This window comes from Streptomyces sp. NPDC026673 (assembly GCF_040638135.1).
Lineage (GTDB): Bacteria > Actinomycetota > Actinomycetes > Streptomycetales > Streptomycetaceae > Actinacidiphila.
The window spans coordinates 44,927-69,072 of record NZ_JBEZXR010000029.1 but is presented as its reverse complement, the minus strand read 5'-3'; the positions used below and the strand labels follow the sequence as shown (position 1 = coordinate 69,072).

The 24,146-nt window shown below is 64.2% G+C and carries 7 protein-coding genes (1 of these 7 cut by a window edge); all 7 read left to right on the top strand.

The features are described 5' to 3' along the window. Window positions 1-42: 42 nt before the first annotated feature. Entirely contained in the window at window positions 43-1,527 is a 1,485-nt protein-coding gene (gene eccB / locus AB0F62_RS20830; RefSeq protein WP_361800809.1) for a type VII secretion protein EccB, read from the top strand. A 161-nt stretch (window positions 1,528-1,688) separates the two neighbouring features. Continuing rightward, the gene (locus AB0F62_RS20825) at window positions 1,689-2,063 is read left to right on the top strand and encodes a hypothetical protein (RefSeq protein WP_361800806.1); all 375 of its coding nucleotides are present in this window, start codon (window positions 1,689-1,691) and stop codon (window positions 2,061-2,063) included. Window positions 2,064-2,095: 32 nt separating this feature from the next. Next, a complete protein-coding gene (locus AB0F62_RS20820; protein ID WP_361800803.1) occupies window positions 2,096-2,419 on the top strand; it encodes a WXG100 family type VII secretion target in 324 nt (107 codons plus the stop codon). Window positions 2,420-2,499: 80 nt separating this feature from the next. Beyond that, the gene (locus AB0F62_RS20815) at window positions 2,500-3,075 is read left to right on the top strand and encodes a type VII secretion system-associated protein (protein WP_361800800.1); all 576 of its coding nucleotides are present in this window, start codon (window positions 2,500-2,502) and stop codon (window positions 3,073-3,075) included. A gap of 83 nt (window positions 3,076-3,158) precedes the next feature. Continuing rightward, window positions 3,159-5,765 carry an AAWKG family protein gene (locus tag AB0F62_RS20810; RefSeq protein ID WP_361800797.1) on the top strand — a complete coding sequence of 869 codons (2,607 nt, stop codon included), beginning with the start codon at window positions 3,159-3,161 and terminating at the stop codon, window positions 5,763-5,765. After that, window positions 5,762-6,292, top strand: a complete 531-nt coding sequence (locus AB0F62_RS20805; RefSeq protein WP_361800794.1) for a YbaB/EbfC family nucleoid-associated protein — start codon at window positions 5,762-5,764, stop codon at window positions 6,290-6,292. Before AB0F62_RS20810 ends, AB0F62_RS20805 begins: the two co-directional genes overlap by 4 nt. A gap of 473 nt (window positions 6,293-6,765) precedes the next feature. After that, window positions 6,766-24,146: the 5' portion of a hypothetical protein gene (locus AB0F62_RS20800; protein ID WP_361800791.1), read on the top strand. The gene runs 16,072 nt beyond the window's last position; the window shows 17,381 of its 33,453 coding nt (coding positions 1-17,381); its start codon is at window positions 6,766-6,768; its stop codon lies off the right edge, out of view.

Genomic DNA, 24,146 nt, shown 5'->3' with positions numbered 1-24,146 from the left:
GCAATACCCACGGTCAGGAACAACGAGTACTAGCGGACTGGGATGCAGAGCAAACGAGAACAGATCCAGGCTCACAGCTTCATGATGAGCCGGCTCACCGCGGGCATGCTGCTCGCCGAACCCGACGCACCGGAAAATCCACTCAGCAGAACAACTCGGGGAACCTTCATCGGCATCCTGATCGGATGCCTACTGTGCGCCGGAGCACTGGTCCTCGGGATGCTCCGCCCCGGCGGGAACGCCTCATGGAAGAGTCCGGGAACCCTCGTGGTCAACAAGGAGACCGGCGCGCGCTACCTCTACGCCGGCGGACTCCTCATGCCCGTCCGAAACTACGCCTCAGCCCGGCTGATCGGCGGTGCCGAACTCAAGACCTTCAGTGTCGGCACCGCCTCACTCGAGGGCACCCCGATAGGTCCCACCGTCGGGATTCCCGGTGCACCGGAGTCGGTGCCGACGAACGGCAGACTCAACGACGCTCCGTGGCAGGTGTGCGCAGTGCCCGAACCCACCGGCCCCAATCAGTCCGGCGGCCGACAGACCATGCGCTCCACCACTGTGGTGGCGGTCGACCGCGCGTCCGGGACCCGCGGGCTCTCCACCACCGAGGCCCTGATCGTCGCCGGCCCGGACCGGGAGACTTACGTGGTGTGGCGGGGCAGCAGATTGAAGCTCGACAAGAAGTCCGGCGCGGCCGTTTCTCTCGGCTACGGATCGGTCGTCCCGCTCCCCGTCTCGGCGGCGTTCCTCGATACGCTCGCCCTCGGCCCGGTGCTGTCCCCGAAGACTCCACCTGGATTGGGTGAGGCGGGCCCCCGACTGAACGGAGCGCCCAGCAAGGTCGGCCAGGTGTTCCAGATCCGGCTACCAGGATCCGCGCCCCAGTACTACCTCCTGAAGCGAGAGGGGCTCGTATCGGTCACCGACAGCGAGGCGGCGCTCGAGCTGGGTGATGCCACGGTCCGGGAGAAGAGCTACGAGGGTAGAACGACGCAAGCCGCGGAGTTGGATGCCTCGTCGCTCAAGGAACATCTCGCAGCCGGCTCGGAACATGCCGGGCCCGGGAGTACCTTGCCCGCATCCCCGCCCAAGGCCGTAACTCTTCCTGCCGAATCCGCCGTCTGCGCGGTCGTCCGACCCGAAGCACGCGGCCCTCGAGTCACGGTGTCACTGGAGGCGGCGGGCACTCTGGGCCGCTCCGTGCCGAAGTCCGCCGACGTCCGGCCCGCGTGTCACCGCGTGGACCACGTGATCGTGCCATCCGGACACGGCGCGCTGGTACGTGCCCTGGGCGCCGGCGGGAGCGAGGTGGGCAACACCACGTACCTGGTCAGCGACACCGGAGCGAAGTACCGAGTGCCGACGAGTGCCGCACTCACATCGCTCGGGTATACGCCGGCGGACGTGGTCGCCTTGCCGTCGACACTCCTCAACATGCTGCCCACGGGAATGGACCTTGCCCCTGAGGCCGCGACGGGGGCCGAGCGCCCCAGGACCACAGCGTTGACCTGTGGGGTTGAACGTTGAGGGGTGCAAGAACTTCCGGGAGGCGTTGCCGTCCCGGAAAAGTCGGAATCGTCCGACGCCGAACAATTGCCAGACCTTCTCCCTGCGGTCCCGCGTTCAATTTCGGTCAGCATGGGAGAGGTACTCGTTCGGGTATTTAATTCAACGCAAGGAGATTCACCATGCCTGGTGAGAGAATGAACGGTCAGCTGTCAAGTGGTGAGGCTCTGCGTAGGGGCGTACACGCGATGCAGCAGGCGAGTGACGGTATCGCCCGGATCAACAGCGACGTCCAGGTCACCAGCGAGACCCTCACGGGTGGTTATGCCGGCGCAGACGGAGCCGCCTTCAACCGGTTGCTGACCGAGTGGCTGAGCAAGGCAAATAACATCAAGATTTCCATAGATGGCCTGGTAAACGCGCTCGAGGAGACCACCTCCCGCAAGCAGACTCTCCTTGCTGAGCACACCGACCTGATCAACAGGGCCATGACGGCGCAGTCGTCGACAGCGACAGAGAACAGCGCGTACAGCACTCTCATGTCGTCAGGTCAGTAAGCCGCGACCATCCGAAAGAAGGGCGAGTAATCATGCCAGATTTTACCGAAGACGGAGTAATATTCGTCGACTATGGCCACGTCGACGACGCGGTCGCCAACATGGTGCAGCAGACTCGCGCCATTGATCAGACCGTCACGAACCTTATCGCGGAATGCGACACCTTGAGCCAGAGCTGGGAGGGTCAGGACAAGCAGGCGTACCAGAACAAGAAGGCCGAGTGGGATAGGCTGGTGGCGGATTTGGAGCGTCTGCTCAACAGCCACTCTCAGTTGCTGAGCGAAATCGGTGGCAGCTACCAGTACAGCGAGCGGTCCCTGAGTCAGATGTGGTCGGGGGTCACCGTACGCGGCTGACGCCGCACGCTTATTTCTTTCCCTGGCCGCTTCAGCACCGTCTGAAGCGGCCACATAAACATTTGGGAGTTTTGAAGCGCATGCCTGAGGAATCATCGAGTGCCTCACCCGCCGGGAACACGGGTGCGGCAGGGAACCCGACGCCCGGTCAGGTCACCATGGACAGCGCCGGAATGCGGAAGTTTATTGACGGACCGTTGGCGGATTTCATTGAGGACCTCAAGCGCATCAGGCGGAACGACCCCGGGCAGGGTCCGTCTCTGTCCGATCTGATCGTGGGTCGTAGCAACGGAAACGACCTGGCCCAGGACAAAATACTCTCCATCGGCCTGATGAACAGTGACAGCTTCTCGAGTGGCCAGCAACTTCACTCCAGAATCGCGGAAGATGCCACGACCCTGGATGGAACCCTTGCCGAACAGAACAATGTCTTCGGTGAGATAAACCATGGAATGGAATCCACGGTCGAAACACTGGAAGGCACCCAGAACGACAACTTGAGCAGCATCACCGGAGAACAGATGAGCGACATGTTCTCCGATGTCAGCATCGGGTCGGGTGTCGGTGGAGTCGGCTTGGGAGGGACCGGAGGCATCGGAGGATCCGGATCTGTCGGTGGTGGCAGCAGTGGGAACTCTGCCACCCAGGACGACTGAGGTCGCGCGCGAAAGATTCCCTCGGAAGGCCACCCGCACCTACCGCCGTCTTCCCGCGGCCCAATTGATTTCGGAGCTTGTTCATGCCACTGACCGCCGAAGCCGACGACTACTGGGGAATTGCGGTCAATCTCTTCACCGGATTTCCGATGCCGGCCCGAGGAAACCTGTTCGGCGACTCGGAAGGATTGAACGACAGCCCGGTGATCGCCAGCGTCGATGTACAGAAGCAACGAAATTCCGTGACTCCGCTGACCGAGGACGCATTCAGCTACCTCGTCAATGACACCTCGGACATGGACTATCGATTCGCCTTCTACGCCGGCTCACCGACCGATCTCGGAGCATTCCACGCAACCGTCCGCTTCATATTTCGTCTCAGCCTGGACCCGGAAAACCCCTGGACCTCCTGGAGCGGCAACCCAGGAAATCTCCCGAACTGGATAAGTGGGGGGGACGCCGCACTTCGATACCTCTGGCGGTATGGGCACAGTCGCGATTTTGCCTATAACGGCACAGGTGTCGCGGACGCCGACGTTGTGGATTTCGGCAGCTTTGACAGAACAGCGCGAGCATTCGACCGAACTAAGCAGTTTTTCGCCGACCACGAGCAGGAGTTGAAGTGCTGGGCGGACATGTTCGCTTCCGATGGAGCTTCCTGGACGGGTTCGGCGGCGGGAATCTTCAACAATATTGTAACGAACTTGCAGAAGAGATACGGAGACGCCACCGACGACCTGGGAGGTGCCGACTTTTCCGGAGGAAACGTCAGCACCGAGGGATACACTTCCACCTCGAACTACGGTGACGCCCTCATCGGCGCTCAAAGTGACCTGCGCCTCGCAGTATCCGACATGTTGCACGCCTGGACCGCCTGGTCGCAGGGCAATCAGAACGACCCCATGCACTGGGTGACCCGCGAGCTCAACGACTTTTCAGGTTGGCTCCTTCGGAACAACACCAATGCCGTACTCGCACATATGCAGACTCAAGGGAATCACGCCGGTCCGCAGCTCGACAAGAACCGGGTCCTGGCAGGCCCCTCGTTTCAATCCTCGTACGGCGGCCGCCCAATCACGCCGGAAAACTTTCCGAATATTGTCGTCGAAGTGGCGAACGCGGGAATGACTCGATGGAATGAATGGACAAATTCCACGATCGTAGCCAAATCCCAAGAAATACTCGGCGCCTTGAGGAATTCGTGGCTAGATCGGCTGGATGCGGCTCCCACACCTCAAGGATTCGCTTCATTTTCAGCGTCTCAGGACTTCGCGACGACGTCCCTGAACGAACACAACTCGGATGCCATGAACGCACAGAATGAATTCCTGGAGGGCCTCGGTAAAAACCAGAACGAGTTTTTTGAGAGCCTCAACGACGGGCTTGGAGGTGCGAATACCGAATCGCTCCTCGACAACCTCAACGAGCTGGGAGCGGACAACGACCTGGCCAACGCAGGCACAGGAGGCGACGGCAACACAGCGGGCTCCGGCGGGAACACCGATTCGCTCCTCAACGACCTCAACGAACTGGGAGCAGACAACGACCTGGCCAACGCAGGCACAGGAGGCGACGGCAACACAGCAGGCCCCGGCGGGAACACCGAATCCCCCCTCAACAACCTCCCCGATCTGGGCCTCGGTGACCCGGCCGGCGCGGGCACAGGAACCGATGGCAACACGGCATCCCCAGTCGCCCCTCTTCCGCTGAACAATCTTCCGATCGGCACACCTCCCGCCTCAAGCCTGCCCAAGCCACCGACCAATCTGCCGGGGCTTCCGGGCAGCGGCGACGAGGGGGAGATCTTCCCTCTGCCGAACGCTCCCGAACTCAACGACGACGGATCGCTCACGATCCCCTACCCGGACGGCAGTGAAGGCACCTTCAACCCACACAACGGGAATCTGACCGTTGTCGACCACAACGGCAACTCCTCGACCCACCACTTGGATCCCGGCGACACGTTCACCAATCCGGATGGCAGTACGACCCACCTGAACAACGATGGAACGCTGACCACCGAGTTCCCGGACGGTAGTTCACAGACCTTCGACCCTTCCGACGGCTCGCTGCACGTGACCGACCCGGAAGGCAACTCCCACGACCTGGATCTCGACCCCGCTCACGGCGTGCCGACCGGCAGTCCGGCGAACCCGCTCCCGGACTCGGCGAACTCGCCCGCAGGGCTTCCCGGCGCGGGTCACAGCAGCCCCCTCAACCAGCTCCCGACACACACTGCCTCTCCCGGTGCGACATGGGGCGAGGAGTTCCTCGACTACGACGACTCCCCCTTCTCCAACACGGGTCTCGGCGAGCCAGGGACCGGCACCGGGGTCGGCGGCATCAGCCGCGGCACGCCTCTCAACAGCCTGCCCATGATGCCTGCGTCAATGAGCTCTCCGGGACAGGGCGGGGGTGGTTTCGACGAGCGAGTCCGGAATTCCCCGGATGCGCTGGTGTCCCGCAGGCCCGGTGTCTCGATGCCGTCGGTTGAGGAGGACATGTCGATCAGAAACCGGCCAGCGACTTCCAGCACCGCGGCGCAGGCACCCATGTACCCGCCTCCGATGGGGGGCGGCGGCCAGCCGCAACAGACGGAGAGCGGCGACCGTACGCGCGAGAGTTGGATCGCCGAGAGTGAGGATGTATGGGGTACGGAGCAGGGCGGCGCGCCGACGGTGATCGCATGAGCGACATCGGAACGTCACCGGATGGTCAGGAACACGGCCGGCAGCAGGATGGGTCGGGTGCGGGGAGAGGTAATCCCCTGTCGGCCAGCTACGCGGAACGCATCGCCGAACTGACGGAGGTTCTCAAGTCCACCACTCAGGCGGTGGCGAACGCGGAAGCGCAGTTGCGCTCTACCCATCACACGGTCTTGTCCAAGGACCGTTCGGTCGAGGTCACCATCGGTGGGCAGGGTGAACTGGTCAACGTGCGTTTCCCCGACAGCAGATACCGCGCCATGTCGGCCGCCGACCTCGCGGCTTCGGTTCTCGAAGCCGCGGCCCTGGCCCGTACGCGGATGGCACATCAGGTGCAAAGCCTGTTCGAGCCACTGACGACTCCCCTCGATGCGCCCGAACTCGGCAGCGTCAATGTTGATTGGTCCAGGCTTTTTGGACCGCTGGTCGAAGACGGCGCTGATGCCGAGGCCGTACAGAAGTCCCGGGTCCGGGACGAGATCACCGACGATCCGGAGGACGGAAATGCCTAATACCGGTAGTTCATATCAGGCGATACCGAGCAACTTGCAGAGCGGCACACAGTACATAGAGACAATCCGATCGGTAGTCACGGAGATCGTCAGATCGGGTTCTGACGTACTCAACGACTCGAGCAACTGGCCGGGGAGCGGGTCCGATGAATATTCGCGTCAAGCCCGGCCGGTGGAGGGAGAGGCGCGAAGGGCAACCCAATCCAGTATGCACGATATCCTCCGCGTCCTGGTCGGCCTGGCTGACGGTGTGTCAACAAGCCTCGACAACATCAACATCACCCAGCGCAACAACATAGACGCGATCAATAGTTCGCGACATTAGTCATCGTCCGGCAGGCGAAATCCGGCCTGCTCCCGACACGGCTGATCTCATTTCAATCTGCCGGACGATGCCTGCGCAACGCCCGGCAGACCGGGAAAATATTCCTTCCATACGATTGCCGTAATTCCGCAGTTAGGTTCGGATTCCAGTGCCGATCGAGTTCGACCCCAAGTTGAATGCCCTTTTCTTCATTCTCATAGGTGAGCTGCCGCCGAGCGCCAACGAAGATCAGGCCTACAACCAGGCCGTTGGCTATCAGGAGCTCGGGCACGGGTTCGGCACGAGGCTTGTCGAGGCAATCGACGATGCGGCAAAGCATGTGGGATCCGGCCTGCCGCCGGAGGTCACCCGGGGTTTTTACGACACCATCAATCCCATCATCAATGATGGCGGCAGGAATTACCTCGAGGAATTCGGCCGCGAAATGGACAAAATCGGAAAGGGGCGGATTCAGGACTCACTGGACATAACCGAGGCCAAATGGGGGATCATCCTCGAGTTGATCATGCTGTTGCTGACGCTGCTCATCCTCGCCGCACTCTCCTATGTGAGCTTCGGGTGGGCGGCTGCCGTCATGGAGGAACAGCGGGCCCGCACAACGGCCCGCATTCTCATCCTGCTTGACCAACTGAGTAGGCGAACCCGGTTCATGCCCAGTGTGAGCGGCGCCCTGGAGGAGATGTTCCAGACGCTGGCCGTTCGACTGCTGCTGATCGGAATCGGCGGCCCGGGTGGCCACCGCCCGAACGGTATCAACTGGAAGGACGTCGGCGTCTCGGGTCTCGTCGGTTTCGTCACCGACGGAATCGCCAGCGCGATGGGCGGCGCAGGCAGGAACATCAAGGGATGGATCAAGGACGGAAACTCGATCTCTCCGTTCAAGAACGCTCACTCGATTCCCAGACCGATCACGCGGAATCAAACCCCCGGCAGCACGTCTCCTGGCGCACAAAAGCCCAACAATATAGAACGCCTCGCCGACCACACCGGGGATTTCGTCAACGGCGGTTTTTCGGAAACCGCCGCGGAGTTCCTTGTCATGGGCGCTGTCCACGGCTCCTACAACTGGAGCTGGATGACATTCGCAGGCTCCGCTGTCAGTGACAAGGTCACCGAAGGACTGAGCCACGGCTTCGGCTCCGTCGTGAATCACTTCAAGGGCGACCGCCCCGCCAACGGGCAGCAGAGCACCCAGAGTGCGGGTACGAGCACCAGTGCGAACGCAAACACGTCCTCGCCATCCGGCAGTGCCAACACGGGCAGCGGAACGCCCTCGGCGACACCTCCCACACTCGGGGGAAGCACCACCAACGGCCACTCCGGCAACACTGCCGGCACCGCCGGGCGACCGCCCACCACCCAGGGACGGCCGGTCGACGGAACCCAGAACGCCGACGCGGGCGGCACGGGTGGCGTCGTCAGTAACCCAGGCAACGCAACAGATGGACACTCGGTCGCCCCAAGTCCTTCGGATGCCGACAGTTCGGGCGCGGCCCCCTCGCTCAGCGCACCTGTCAGTGCCGGATCCCCGGAGCACGCTGCCTCGGCCCCACCGCGAGCATCGTCAGTCGGCGGCGTACCCGCACCGGGGACTGGCCATTCGCCCTCAGGTCACCAGACATCGGACCGACCGGACTCCGACCGCCCCAACGTCGAGTCCGGCAACTCGCCCGACCCGGTCGCGCAGACCGGGAGCCTTTCCGGCGGTGCCTCCCGCCCCGGAGGGCCCGCGGCACAGCAGCATCCCGGAGTCTCGAATTCCGGTTCATTCGCGTCCGCTGCCTCGCCTTCATCCACCGGCGGGGTCAACAGCGCGCCGGCCACCGGTTCAGCTGTCCCAGGGAACGGCATCCACGCAACGACGGGCACCGGGGCCAACCCGGAGGCCGACTCGAACGACAGTTCCGCTTCCCTGGGCGAGGAAGCGGGCAACGTGCCCCAAGCCGCTCCCCCAGCGCCCACAACCGTCACGCAGGCAGGCGCGGCCGCAACCACAGCCGGGACCTCTGCGGCCGGCGGCACGCCCGTCACAGGCACCGGGACCAACTCCGCCACCCCCAGTTCGACACCGTCCACCATCGCGGCAGGCAGCGGACGCGATGGGGCCGGCATTTCCGGCGCACGCCCCGACAGCCGTGTGCCCACGACCTCCGGACCCGCAACTCCCGGCCAGGACCATGACACGCCCGACGCTCCCGGGCTCTCGACGCAGAGCACGACCGACGGGCCATCCGCCCTTGAGAACCTGGATTCCGAGGCATCCGCCCCAAGCCTCTCCGCCGACGGCACCCCCGACGCTCACCCGGAGACCGGCCTGGTCACCGTGAGCAATCACGAGGCGGAAACCGCTCCAGTACCCCACACGGGAAACGACACTCCAAAGGACACCGCTCAAGGGTCCACTCGCTGGGACGACCTGGCCGAAGCCGACCGGCATGCACTGGTCGACGAGGTTCACAAGGAACTCAGGACCCTCACACGCCCCACAAGCGAGAACGACAACCGTTCCTTCACGGCATACTCCGTCGCCGACATCAGCAGGGTCTACAACCTTCCGGACTTCCCCTCCGACACCTACCGGCCCCTCAGGCAGCGGGCAGGCCTGATTGCCACCTACCTGCTGCACGGCGACTTCTACGTCATGCGAGGCGGCAGCAGCACGCCCACTCAACGCCAGGCAACTGGCCCCGGAAGTGCCTCGACTTCCACTGGCCACGCCTCACACCCGCCCACCACCAGCAGCGCTCCCCCGCTGGAACGCTATGGATTCATCCCGGGCACGGGAGACCGGGAAACCGACCTCCTGCTCACGCCCGACGGCACCCCCCTACCGCTCCAGGAAGCTCCGCGATCCGGTGACGACCCACACACACTGACCGACACCCTGCGCCATGTCGTCCAGCAGACCACCCCGGCCACACCTGGCACGACCCGGGTCCCCCTCACCAACGACGAGTTGCGCCAGGACATCGCCAGCGCTCTGGAACGCCTGCCCGGCGACGCCGACCTGCTCCACTTCATCACCCCGGATCCGAACGACACCTGGACCGAACAGGAACTCCTCAATGCAGGCGTCGTTCTCCCGCCAGCCCTGCGAACCGAACTCACCCTGACGGGCGAGCGGCGCCCACTCCCCCCCGACGTCGACCTGACGCCCCGCCAACGAGCCGTCCTCACCGCCACGCAGATACGACGCTCGGGCGGCAGCCAGGACCACCTCAACGATCTTCTGCCCGCTCTGGCCGCGCACACGTACGACATGGACATCACTGTCCTGCGGGCCGACGGCACACCACTCGTTCACACCACCTCCCCCACTCCCGATGGCACGTCCGAACGACCGCGGGCCATCATCCGCATCGACGGCGACCGCATCCACTACACCTACGCGGGTGCCCAGGAGACGGCCTCCACCCCCGCTGACAGCAAGGCCTCCGCCCCGGTGGCCACGTCGAACGCTTCGGTGGATGGTGTGCCGACCACGGCTCCCCGAAACGTTGGAGGCGTGGACAAGCCACTTCCGGGGCTTCCCCTGGACGCCGACCGTGTGAACACGGCCTCGGACGACGGAACCTACCCGTGGGCCGACCAAGACGGCCGCTACGCCGATGCCCTACCCATCGCGAGGCAGATCGCGTCCTGGCTCGAGCGGACGGACACCGGCGGCTACACACTGCCCGAAGCCCTGTTCGACAACACACAAGTACCGCCCCTCAACACCGCTCACACACTGATGGGGCTGAACACCACCGACCCTGTCGGGTACCAGCAGGCGCTCACCACGTTCGCCGACAACCTCGTCCGCCACACCGCTGCCGAACGCCGCCACGGGCGCGGCCACCACACACGCGTACTGATCCGAGAACCGCGACCGTTCGACGACTTCCACCACGGACCGGAACCAGCCATCGTGTCGGCGGCTCAGCACGACCTCGAGGAAGCAGTTCAGGCCGCTGCCAGGCATCACGGCGTCCCCGAACCATCCCTCACCTTTGAAACACGAGGCCCCCTCCCCGGCCGCACCGGTGGGCGGGCCTTCGACACCGCCGACGTCTTCCTCGTGCTTCTCCCCGAAACCGAAACCACGGCAACGGCCTCATCCGCGCTGCAGACAGCAGCCGCCGACCCGCTTGGACTCGACAAGCCGCTGCCTCCACTCCCCCACCAGCCGGGCCAGCCTCGGGCGTTCCTCGACGCAATCACACACCCGCGCCTTGTGTGGCGATCGCTCACCACCTCCGCCGGCAACGCACTCAACAGCATCCGCCACGTGCTGTCCGGCCCGCTGTCCCACTTCGGCCTCAGCCCCTTCAAGGAGCGCGCCACCCGCCACACCCCCATACAGGTAACAGTCGAAACCACGGTCAGCACACCAGCCGACTCCGCCGGTGACACGGTCGCGACACACACCGACCCCACCGACAGGCCAGCGCTCGACCCGACCGACCCCGTCCTCGGCACCCTTGAGCGGCTCCTCGGCCCGGCGATCAAGTCCTCACCGGAGTTCAGCAGCCTCAAGCACGGCCTGCTAGCACTCCACGCACTCACCGACAAGGGAGACCTCTACGGCGACAGCCCCTTCAAGGGTCGGCAGCTCTCCCCCGAACTCATCCGCGACATCGCTGCCGACAGAACCGGGCTCCCCACCGACGCCATCACAACCACCCACCTCACCTCGCTCCTCAAGAGCGCCCCCCACGCCATCGACCTCGACGATCTCTCCATTCCGGCCATCGGTGCCACTCCCGCCGGCACTGCCGCAAACAGTGAGCTCGGCCTCAATTCGTCGGCATATTCATTCGGCGACTTGAAAGCCTGGGTCGACAGCGCCTTGCGTAAACTTCCCGGCACCTCCTCTCAATCGGCCACGGAGGAGGACATAACCGCAGCCATCGATAGAATCGATGGAGCGGCTCTCCGTAATCTACCTCGACTCGCAGAACAAGTGGCTCGAGTGATTGCCTACGATGCCGAACGGGCAGCAATGGCTTTGCCTGGGGGCGCTCCCAAAAGCACCGGAACGTCTGGTCTGTCTGGACCGAGTACACGGGTTTCACACACGGGCCGCCACCCAGACTTGCACTTGTCCCCACAAGGTCCTTCGCTAAGAGTCCGCGGCAGTCGCAAATCACGCAAGCCAATGCGTACTTCGAATCAGCTGACAGCAGCCTCCTGGAATGAAGTCGTGAGCGCGGTCCAGATTGATGGCGGATCGACACTCCTTGACATAGAGAAGGAGCGTCTTGATATATCCCTAGATCCTCAGACACTCATGGAGACCAGTCCGGAACTGGCGCATGTGCTTGGCTCCTCGATCCGGGAAATCATCAGCTCGTCGCCTCTGACTTCGCGAGCACAGGCCCTGGAGGCCGCCGGGAGGAGCGACGAACAAACTCGTCACTATTGGGAAACACAGGATCTACGCGACCGGCAACTCGTGCAGCAGGCCCGCTCCAGGCTAGAGCACTACCAAGCCTCGGGGAAAACGCTCCGTGAGCGGCATCAGAGGGTGGAATACGCGCTCAAGCAACGAGATCAGGCGAGTGCCCTGCGTGTCGCCTTGCAGGGATATCCCGGCGTAGCGATCGGCGGAATCCACTCGGGGTCTCCGTTGTGGAATTTTTTGACCTCCAATATGGAGCACATTAAAAACGCCGACGTACGTACACTCTACCTGGAAAGCATTCGCGGCGACAGCTACCAGGCTCACATCGACATTTTCCTGAAAACTGGGGACATGCCCGAGCCGCTCCGGCGCTACATTCGACGCTACGATACAAATATGCAGTTGACAGGCAAGGGATTGGAGATGCTGCTCCATTCCGCCCTGACCAACGGAATTCGAATTGTCGGCGTGGATGGCCGCCCAGCGCGCATGACCAGCAACGCTGGAGTCAATAGTCCGTACCAACGGGCTGTAACTCTTAATACATACGCCGCATCCGCAATTCACCGCGACCAGGAACGCACGCCCGGGCGCTATATAATAGAACTGGGATCCGCACACATAGGAAGCCACGATGGCCCTACTGCGGATATCGAAATCAATGGAGTTCACTTTAGTCGCGGAACTGAATTCCCGGGCATAGACGACCTGTTGAATATTCCGGCAATCCTTCAAGATGGCACGAGCGGCACCTTCACCAATGGACATCGATCCGCCAGCGAAACCAGCACCACGGCGTACCCATCTTTCACTGATCACACCCTCGATAGCGGGCTCCTGAAAGCTCTTAATGAAGCGCGCAGTGGCCCCAATTCCGAGCTTGCCGAGCGGCTCGAGGGGATTATTAAATCCCGGCAGGATGGCAGCGTTGCAAGGGAATCGGTGCGGATGGCACCATCCCCCGCTGGGCCCAAGCCCGTGCCCACCACCTACCAAGAAGCAGCCGTCGACACGCAGACCACAGCCCTGCCCACCTCAACCGCCACCAGCGGCCTTGGCGACGCCGTCGAGGTGACTGACCGCGGAGCGATCGGCACAGACGCCGACACCGCTGCCATCGACCCAGTCGTCCGTACAACCGACTCCAGTGATTCGTTGCTCCAAGGCTCGGAGAAGGCACTCGGCGACGCTCGTGAACGAAACGCCGCTCCGGAACATACCGAGCAGCCGGAAATTGCCCCGACACCCGGGCCCCGCATTCACCGGGGCCCTGGGGTGGCTGACGTGCTATCGGATCTTCATAATGTATTCGGGATCTTCCAGGCGGATGACACTCCGGGGTGGAGTGATTGGAAGGAGGCGCGTCAAGCCACTTCGGAAATCAATCAGATGCCGTCGGAAAGCGGCTTGAGGGACACAGGGCAGGGCCTCAGGCTGTTCTTCGCCGACAAGTTCAGCAGAGTGCTCCCCGGTCGCCGTAATACCGGTCAATTGAGAACCCCGGTGGATCCCGATGCGCCGGGTGATGCTCCGGTCGACAATCTGAGTGACCGTGACATCCGCCGGTTGCGAATCAACCGGGTGGACCACGGACCGACCGCTGGCGTCGTGAGTCTCCACAACGCCGAGGACTGGGCTTCTCGGCAGGTTCACTGGATGAACTACTCAGGCGCAGACGGGCATTATGCCTCGTTGCGCCCAGGTGCACTGAGCTGGCGCAAGGAGCCGGCGCCTTGGGGTGATGGCGATCGGGCCGTGTTCTACGTCACTACCCACGGCCAGTACAACAAGGCCAAGTCCTACCTACGGTCGGGTAAAAGGAAGATCATCGATGCACACGGGCTCAGCCGAATTCTGCGGCACGACCCCATCTTTCGAAACCTCTCACAACGGCCCGTCGACGTAGTGCTCGCAATCTGCGAGGCGGGCTGGACCGGCGAACAGAGCATGGCCCAGCAACTCGCCGACGAACTGGGTGTCACCGTGCACGCGCCGAACGGCAAAGTGGCTCTCCGGGCATCGCAGACTCACGGAACAACGCTGCTGACCGTCTTCGCACAGGGTGCAGAGGCGGGGGTATTCACGACGTTCATGCCTAGGACGGCCACAGCAGCCAACGGACCATCACTGCGCCTCAACTCGGGTAACGGCAGGTCCGAGGAGCTGCACTTCGCCACTGCGGTCATGGACGAGCGGGGTGTCCCACTGACCGACGCCTTGGGCGACGTCGAGGCCGGGATCAAGGATACTTTGCATGATTCGGACAAGACTGTGGGTGCCGCCTCTCACGCGTCAAGGCCCAGGCGGGACAGGCAGCAGGCCCTCGGCACACGTCAAGGGCGACGCCCTGCCGCGCTGACGATCGACGACCGGCCTCGGGTGACCGAGGACTACGTGATACAGCGCACGGGCGACCAGACGGCCGGCCCGGTCTTCAAGCGCGTCGCCCCGATGCTCCTCTCCGATGACCCAACGGTGGAGAAGGCCGCCACTCGGCCCGACGGGGATCGGTCCGGTCTGGTCACCGCGGTCCAACGTGTTGTAGCTGACGAGCACCCGGAACTCCGCGTGTCCGCAGACGGCACGCTCGCTATGAGCACACAGGGAGAGGCCCAGGAGGCATTCGCGACCCGGGAAGCCTTTGCACGCGCATCGGCGGCACTCAGAGAGACCGACAGCGGTGTGTCGCTCACCTTGGACCTCAGTGTAAAGCTGACGTTCGAGCACAACGGGGAGGAACGCACTCTCCACCCGATCAGGCCGGAGTTCAGCGAATCGCCTCCCGACGTGTGCCGCGATCTGGCCAGCGAGTTGATCGGCGGCATGCCTGACCATCTGGTCTTTCGCGGCAGTGACGGACGTACCGACCTCGGTCCCATGCAGGCGGCCGATAGTCTGAAGGTCCGCGAAATGCACTACCTCGCACAAGCCCTCTCCGATGTGGCCGACGGCAAGCACCCGGCTGCCGCCACGCCTGGCGTGTCCTGGGCTGTGGGAAAGCTTGTCAAGTCAGAGAACGCCGCCGATCCGAGCACGCCTCTCCCCGGCCGGACCTATGGCGCATACCTCGGAAACGCCCAGGAGTTCGCGTCTGAGCGGCGGATCCTACGGAATGCCGCCGCACAGGTCGGCGTAAACCAAAACGCCTGGGCACGGGTCGGCGAGGCCTACCTGTCCCAGTCCATCGGCAGCCCGGGCCCGGACGGAGCATTCCACCTCCAGGACCACGCGGGGGCGTTCCACCCGATCGAGAACCCGTTCGGCTACCACTATGCGACGGTCGTCCTCGACAGCGAAGACGGCAGGACGCAGGTGACGCTTGAGAATTACAACCGCCACGCCCCCACCAACCGTGCGCTTCGACTCGCCGCCTCACGGAACCTGGAACTCATCGGTGATCGGCTGGAGGCCATCCGGGACAGCCGCGCGCGGGAGAAGAACCTTGGCCCGCATGACGGCCGAGCCCTGGCGGCAGCCGAGTTCGACGCCGCCGTTGCGCTAATTGGCCTTCGTGACGCGAGGGCGGCACTCGGCACGGTGCACGGTCAAGATGGCGGCCGTGAAGCGGTCGAGGTGGCGCAGCGGGCCGTTGAGTCCGCCGCGCTTACCGCCGAACGGACGCTCCGCGTGCTCTCGAGCAAGCGGGGGAACCTGACCACGCCCGGCCATCTGTGGCATATGAGGTTCGTCAGCAAGGAGCACGCGACCTTCCACGATCAGATGGCAGGCTTGCGGGAGCACGAAACTTCGGGAGAGGTGGTCAATCCTCTGACCGCCGTGGTGCTAGGTGCCCATGGGGAGGTCGCCGAGTCGTCTCGCTGGATCGACTTCGGCAGCGACAGCGAGCAACTGCCCAGCGAAGCCCAGTTGAAGGTCGCGTCTGTGGCACACCGGGTGGCACGCGTGGCCTTGTGGAGCTTCCGTAATGGCCGCCCGTTGCCTGCCGTTCGCGTGTCGGCGGGTGGCGACAGCGCACGTTCCCTGATCCCCGGACGCCGTGAGCGGCTCGCGCACAAGCAGGCGGATGCCCGGCTGGAAGCCTTGACCAGCGCCTTTCGGATGGAGCTCCAGCGGAGTCTTCAGGACCTGCAGAGCAAGACCGCCGGGCGAGGCGGTGCTCTCCACGTCAGTCAGTTCACGGTGAGCGGCCATAATCGCGGACGCGCGTTCCCCGATGGCTCTGTTCCGACGCTGCACAGTCCGGCCAGGGTGCTGCGCGACCGAGCGGTGATCGATGTCGAGATGCATCCGAGGGCAGAGAACGAGCCTTCTCCCCTCACCGCCACCCTGCGGCACATCGGGATCACTTCCTCGGTTGCTCCCGGCAAGCTTGATCCACCGGTGGCGTATCCGGTCGGCACACCGGTGGAGGTGGCCTTCACGGGTGGAAACCACCTGCGGTCTTCCGGAGCCGCTCCGCACACGGTCGTCGTGACGTCGCATGTACATCCAGAAGGGGAGACAACAGGCACCACAGGCGCGGGCGTTGGTGACATCCCCCAGTCGAAGGGAAAGGAACGTGCCCGCACGTCGCAGTCGGCCGGCGAACGGCACGAGGAAGGTGGTTCCGCCACCGCGGCGCGGGCGGTCACCGACCTCAATGATGTGTACCGGGTCGTGCTGGCGGAACTGGACAAGCTGGACCCATCGCGCTCAAAGGAGCGTCCGAGCATCGAGCAGGTCACGGAGCTATATGACGAGGCACCTGACGCCTACAAGTGGCGCTATCCACTGCACGCGCTGTCTGGCCGGCTTGCGGTCCGTTGGTTGTCAGGCAAGTGGCCGCTCGGACTGCTCGGTGGCGCGAGGGAGTCTTCTGCTCCCGTGTTTGGGAGAATTCTGGAAGAGCACCGGAGAATTCCGGGCTTGGGGAACTCAAACGCTTACGAATCTCACTACGGAAAAATGGGTCCCGAGTTCGAGACCGAGTGGGTCCTAGACCGAGATCTCTGGCACGGCGATCAGCTGGCCGGAAACGGTGTAGTCACCTTGACCGCAGAAAGATTGCGACCTGATGCCCCGACGACACTTGAGATTGTCGGAGCGCCGATTGCTTTCCGTGGCGAGACAGACGGCGTGTCGGAGCAGGCGATATGGAAGTCGCTCGAAACCGTAATGGACACCTTGCGGCGGCGAACAGCTATCAAGTACCTGTTTGGACGCCAAAACGGATTCACTCCTCTGCGGCACGCCGATGCGGGGCTCTTGGAGGTTGCACCCGGTAGGGAACTCAGTCTCTCTGCGCAGTGGACGGTGGGCATGCCCGCCTCCGAACTGCTTGACTTCATCATGAATGACGTTAAAGCAATGTCAGTAAAAAGCGCCGATACCGCCCATGTCGATGCGGAAGTGGGCGCGGCCTTCGCTAAGGAAGTGGCGGCACTCTTTTATTCGACAGTTCACAGGACAACGCTTGCTAACCCGTGGGTCGCTTGGGAGACTTTGGACGACCCCGAGTACCGCTCCGTGGCCGGCTTGCTCCTACTGGTGTTCCTCCAGGCCATCACATCAGCACACATGGAGGATGACAAGATCGCCGGAAAGGAGGGTGGACAGTTCTTTAAGAGCTACACATTCGTCGCGTCTAGACACGACCCATGGATACTAAAGAACGCCCTGTCTTCTCGTGCCCACGATTTTCTTGACAGAAACTCGGATCACATCCTCCGCGAATTCTCTAAATATGCCAAACGCGCGTTGAGCGAACGATACTCCCGCGACCCGCTGCAGGCCGGTTTCGATTATATTGGCGCCACCGCTCGAGATTACCTTAATAGTTTCACAAAGCGACGCCCGGAGCGATTCGTGCCACAAAAGGCAATGCGAATCGCGACAATTTTCGAAAATCTCGACGGCGGAAAGCCGCTTGTCGAACTGCGAAACCTCGCGGACGTGCATGGCGTCAATCAAGCTCGCGAGCAATATGAGGCACTCAGGCGACGTGTCCACACGCGGTACGAAGGCTCGGCCCAGAGAGCCACGCTAGATCCTGTCCACCATGCTCGCCTCCACCAACTACAGGCGGGACTTGCGGAAAACGAGCTCATCGGATCATTGGAACGGTTGCTGCGGATCACGAGTGAACTAAACATCGCCCACCATCAGCGAGCTTTGGGGTTCGAGTTTCTCAAGCGGGAATCTGTCGGACCTCTGGTGCGTAGTGTTTTGAACGACCGCAGGGGAGGAACGGCGCATGGGGTGCTGGGACAGGAGCGCGCGCACGCTGCGTCCGCATTGAGGAAAATGGATGCCGATCTCACCGAGTTCGCCTACACCCTGAATCTATTCGACCATGCCGGTCGTTCTTGGGAACGCGTCAAGCGACCGTGGGCTCAAGCGATGCACGACCGGGCCACTCTCTTGGAGGCGCTGACCGGAGAGTCGGCAAATTGGCCGCCGCCCGAAGCCATGCGCAACTGGAAGTCGATTTCAGCTTTGCCAGGACTAAGAACCCGCACCAACCTAAAGGAAGTCGACGCTGCCGTCAAGAAGGCACTCGACCAGCCCGCCAATATGGCGACCCTTCAAGACATCCTATTCCGTGTCACTGAATGGCGTGATCATCATCAAGGAAGTAAGCGCGAAATCGCGATACAGCAGCTAGAACGCTACGTACTCCACCAGCTTGCCGGGAATCCGGAGCACGTCAGGAGGTCTCCGGCGCAAGTGCGACCGCAGGGGGCCGACCGAATGGAGTCAAGTGCGCTTCGGGATGCCGACACGATGGAGGCTACTAGTTCACGTACCGGTGGTGACCGCTACCCCCAGCCCTCCCCGGAGACGTTGCAGGAATGGTCCGACCGAATCCGTTTCGCGCGCGAATATATTCGCGATAATCTGGATGTAAATCGGCTTCGTCAGCAGGCAGAAGCGATTGTCAGCGAATACCACATCGCTCCCCCAAGTGATTCCGGACATCTCTCGCGCGAGGCTAGATCTTACCGTGAGCTCCACGGGAATGTGGTGGATGTCGTCACCTCTGTTTTGGGACGGGACCAGAACAGGTCTCAGCCAACGCGGCGCGCGGTTCAAGTAGCCCAGGACATGGCAGAGGCTTTCGGGAGTGGCCAACGCGCTCACACACATTCGAACGCGCTCGACTCACTCTCCGGTGCGGCGCAGCCACAGATGCAAGCCTTGACCGAGCAGCTCGGGCGCATGGAAATGCCCACTTCTGGCCCGCTCGAAAACCATCCCAATTCGACGCCTACAGGCACTCGACCATCGCAGCATGGACTACCCAGAAACCAAGTACCCAGAGGTTCACGGGCCGGTGCATATAGCGAGCAGCTCCCCACCCACACTCAGAGGGGACAGACGGTAACGAACAGCCCCGGCAATTCTGCTCATGGAGTCGGAAGCACCGGACCAGGCACCGTGTACCCCAATCGAGGACCACTTGAAGGCGGAGGGAACCGCCATCGAAATGCTCCTGGCCCCTTCATCGGGATGGCGCATACGGATGACGCGATGCTTGCTGGGTTGGCACGGGCCCTGGGCGACGCGCGAGCGTCGGTGCCCTCGAACACGGAACTCATCGAGCAACTCGAATCGACGCTGGCTGAGTGGACGTCCGGCAAGGATCACCGTCCCCCAACTCCCGCTATCGGCGATCCATCTGATTCAGCCGGTGCCGTTGTCTCCGACTCTGTCTCGAAGAACGGGACCGGGACGCGCCCTTCGCTGGACGAACTGTTCGGGCCCGCTGTGCCGCCGGAGACGGTGAAGCCCGGCGAGAAGGACGACTCGGTCCCGCCGCTGGTGCGGTTGAACCCGCTGTGGTATCCGCTGGAGGACTTCAAGCCCGCCCTGCTGGAGCGCGGCGGCGTATGGCTCTACGCGATCGACGAGGACGGCCGGTTCTTCATCGGCAGCGAGGACGTCTGGTCCATTGCGGGAGAAGAGGAGCGGCTGCAGCTCCTCGATGCGATGAGGACCACGGATCCCGGCTTGACGATGCAGGACCTGAAGGAACTGCTCAACGACCAGGGTGTGCCGACCATCGTGGCCGGCTTCAACGGGACCGGGGCCACGGTCGTCGGTTCCGCCCGCGTGGGTGGCGAACTGTTCCGCGATCCCCTCACCGCGCAGTGGACGATCGACGCGTCCAGCCGCTACGTGGGCCCCGCCGTCCGCCCCGGAGTCGAACCTTCAACCGTGAGCCGGTGGGTGCGAAACGCCGCGGACACCCTCAGTTCCACCCTGGGCATGACCATCCTCGCCAAGGACGCGGAACAACCGGTCATCGGCCACGGCGCGTTCGTGGCAGGCGCCGGGACCGAGGAGCTGGACCGCGCCTACGGTCCCCTTGCGGGGCCGAAGAAAGTCAGGGAGCAGGAACGCGACCGGCAGGACGCCACGCAGGTGCGCCTCAACCCGCTCTGGCACCGGCTCGAGGAATTCGATCCGGCCCTGCTGGAGCGCACCGACGGCGTCTGGCACTACGCCGTCGACGAGGACGGACAGATCAGCATCGGGAGCGAACGGGTCCTTTCCGTCACGTCGGAAGACGAGATCCACGAACTCTGGTCACGTATGCGCCGGGTCGAGAAGGACCTGACGCTGGAGCAACTCAAGGCGGCGATCGAGGGGCAGGGCCACCCGACTGTCGCCGTCGGCTTTCGGGCTGACGGAAGCACCGTCCTCCGGCCCGCGCGGATCAGTGGCGAGCTCTCCTACAACTCCGCTGCGGGGAAGTGGGAACTCAACGACAAGTCCGGCCGCTACATGAGCAACAAGATCCGGCCGGCCATCGCCCCGGAGGACGCGCAACGGTGGCTGGCCAACACCGCCCGGCGCATCAGCGAGCGGGTCGGCGTACCCGTCACTCCGGTCTTGTTCAAGAACGCGGCCGCGGCTACTGCCACCGAACCTCATCCGAACGCTGGTGCACCGACGTCCGGGGCCCTTGACGCAGGAACCGTCGCCCCCGCCGGCCCCCTCCGGCGCGGATCCGACCGCTATACCGTTGTCAGCGGTGACCCAAGCCTTCTGCTGCCTCCTGGCAACGGCGCACCACTCATCCTCGAAACCGTCCCGCAGCACGGTGACGGTGCCCGCGACCGCCTCGCCGACACCCTGCGCCTGGTCGTGGAGCGCGCCACCGCGGAGACGGGGAACACACGAACGGCGCCCGCCACCGACGACCGGTTGCGCGGTCAGATCGCCGACAGGCTGATGAGTCTGCCGGACGATTCCCACCTGCTCTCCCTGGTCGCCCCTGACCTCAGCGACACCTGGACCCAGGAAGAACTCGCCCGTGCCGGGGTCGCCCTCCCACCCGGGCAGCTGACACAATTCATCCTGGCCGGCGGGCAGGGCGTACTGCCCGCCGACTCGGAGCTCACACCTCGCCAGCGTGCCGTGCTCACCGCGCAGCAACTGCGCCGCTCCGGCGGCCGTGATCGCCTGGTCGACATGTTGCCGCTGCTGACGGCCCACACCTACGGCATCGATATCACCGTCGTTCAGGCCGACGGCACGGCCCGGCTCCATACGGCCTCGCGGGACGTGGACGCGACTGCCGAACGGCCCCACGTCACCTTGCTGATGGACGGCGATCGCATCCGCTTCAGCCTGCGGAGCACGAGTGTTGAGGCCGACGTCACCGACGGCGGCGGATCGCCGGTCTCCTCTGGGCCTCTGGAGACGACCGACTCACCTCCTGCCGTGGCCAGGCCGAATGCACCCGCCGGCGCAACCCGGGAGGCGTCCCGGCTGCCGGAAACCGATCCGTCGCCTTCCAGGGCGGCCACGGACCCGGCGACTGCGCCCGCGACCAGCACCGGTGCGCACGAGGGTCCCGCCGACTCCCATCCGGCCACCAGGCTCGCGGACGAGCCCGACGTGCCGCGCGACAGCGTCCTGCACGAAAACGCCGCGGCCCTCGATGCGCCGAACCACGGGATCGGAACAGCAGCACACGGCGAGGCTCACGCGGCAATGCCGGAGGCCGCAGACCCGGGGCGCGCTCAGCAGGCGGCCACCGCTGAGTCCAACCTCGCGCCGTGGTACATCGAGCACGGGATGCTCGGCGAATACACGCTGCGCGGTCTCGAGGAGTGGGATCCGGAAGAGGCAGTGAGCCACGCTCGGCGTGCGGCCGGCGCATTCACCCTCCCGGGTATCCGGGAAGAGGTCACGGAGCGGATCGCAGCCATGCTGCTCTCGGCTGATCTCGAGGGTTGGCGCAAATGGTTGGAGCGCGGGGAGCACTTCCTGCTTCCCGACGGCCGGGTGGGGTGGCTGCAGCCGCAACTGCACGAGCCGCAGCCCGTAGACGAGGTGGCACAGGACAAGGTCCGCAGGTACACCGTTCGGTTCGCGTCGACGTCCCTGACCGTGGAGAACGCGCAGGAACGCATCCAAGGCGCCGATCTGGCGATATTCCTCGCTGCACGGCTCACCGGTGTGGCCGCGTCCACGGCGGTCGTCGGTGCACCACAGCTCGACGTGCATTCTGCGAGCTCGGCGAAGTGGGGGGTCAAACAGAGCGTCATCAGCGGACGCAAACTGTTCGTTGACAGTACCGTTGGCTTCGGATCGCATCTGCGCTTCAGGTTGTCCGTGGACGGTGTGGAGCAGACTGCGACCACGACGCCTTCCGTGCCGCGCCGGATCCTGGTCGAGTTCCCGGCGGCTCGTGCTCGTCCCGCCGAGCCCCGCCTCGAACTGGATCCGCTGCCTGTCACCCCCAGCCGCAGCGCGGTGGCCACGGAGGCCGGCGCGGCCGGGGGGCCCCGGCGCTACCGGTTGGCCGGGGAGGTGCTCGACAGCCTCGACATGACCCACCTTGTCGACGGGCTCACAAGGGCGCTGCTCCACGCCGGGGTCCGGCCGAAGACGGCCGTCGAGGTGGTTCGCGACAGCATGCAGTGGCTGACCGAGCCGGCGGTCCGGAACCGGAGCCGGTGGTGGCTCACCGGCGGTGACGTCTCCGTACCGATCACGAGGGGCGTTCCGGGGCTGGGCGGGTTCCACGGGCATTTCCGGGCGAAGGCAGACTTCGTCGACCTGCAGTTGATCGGCGCCCCCGCCAAGGCCACGATCCGTGAGGATCTGGGTGTCGGCCTGTCGATCGTCCAGGAGCACGGCGGCAAGAGCGCGGCCACCGTGACCGCGGTCGGCAATGTGGCCGGAGTGGCGGATCCGGCACAGGAGCACCCGCGCCTGAAGGGCGTGCTTCCGTGGTTGTCCGCTTCCTACACCTCGGAGTCGAAATGGTCGCAGTCTCTGACCAGCCAGACGCTCAACCACACCATCCTCAAGAGTCAGGAGGTGATGGCTAGGTACCAGGCGAGAGTCGAGCTGTCGCTGGAGTGGCAGAGCACGACCCATCCCCGGCTGAGCACAGTCCGGGTCGAGACGTACGGCGAGGCGGGCGTGCCGTGGCGAGGGGCTCGGCAGTTCGAGGAGGCCGTTCTCGGCGAGGTGCGCAGCTCTGAACTGCTGGCGCCGTTGACTGCCGGGGTGTCCCCCGTCGTGGGGCAGCCTCATGTCAGGCAGCTGCTGCAGGAGTCCGGGCTGAAGACGAGGATGGTCGATGCCGGCGGAACGGCACTGCGACTTCAGCAACTTCGGGAGGAGGGAACGCCGGCTCACGTCGGCGGATCGGCGCCCGAGCCCCTGGCTCTGGCCGCCCGCCGTGGGGCCGGCTACGCGGCCACCGCGGCGCTGCCCGGCGCCGAGAAGGTGGAGGAGTCTTTCCGAGTGCTCCTGCACGACGCCGTTCCCGCGGGGGCCAAGTTCGACTGGGGCCCGGTGGATGGTCAGCTGTCGAGCTTCTTCGGTCGGCCCGCGCTTGAGGGCGTCGAGGTGGCCGACTTGCTCACCGGTGTCCACCAGAACGTCCGGGTGGGCGGGCGGGAGTACCGCCTGAAGGTGAGAGCCCACTTGCTGGAACACCGCGGTTCGGCGTTCTACGACACGTCGGTCAACCGGCGTGCCGTGATGGGCGAGACGGTCACTGGAGGCACTGACAGCGTCAGCCAGTGGCAATTCGGGTTCGGTGCGGCGGTACGCGTCGACGGGGGTCCCCAGGCCCGGTTGCAGCTGGGAGCGGTCCGGCTGCACGGCGCGTACGGCTCCTCCAGCGGACGCGGGCTGACAGGCGTCGCCAAGAGCTACCGGCGCATGGAAAACGT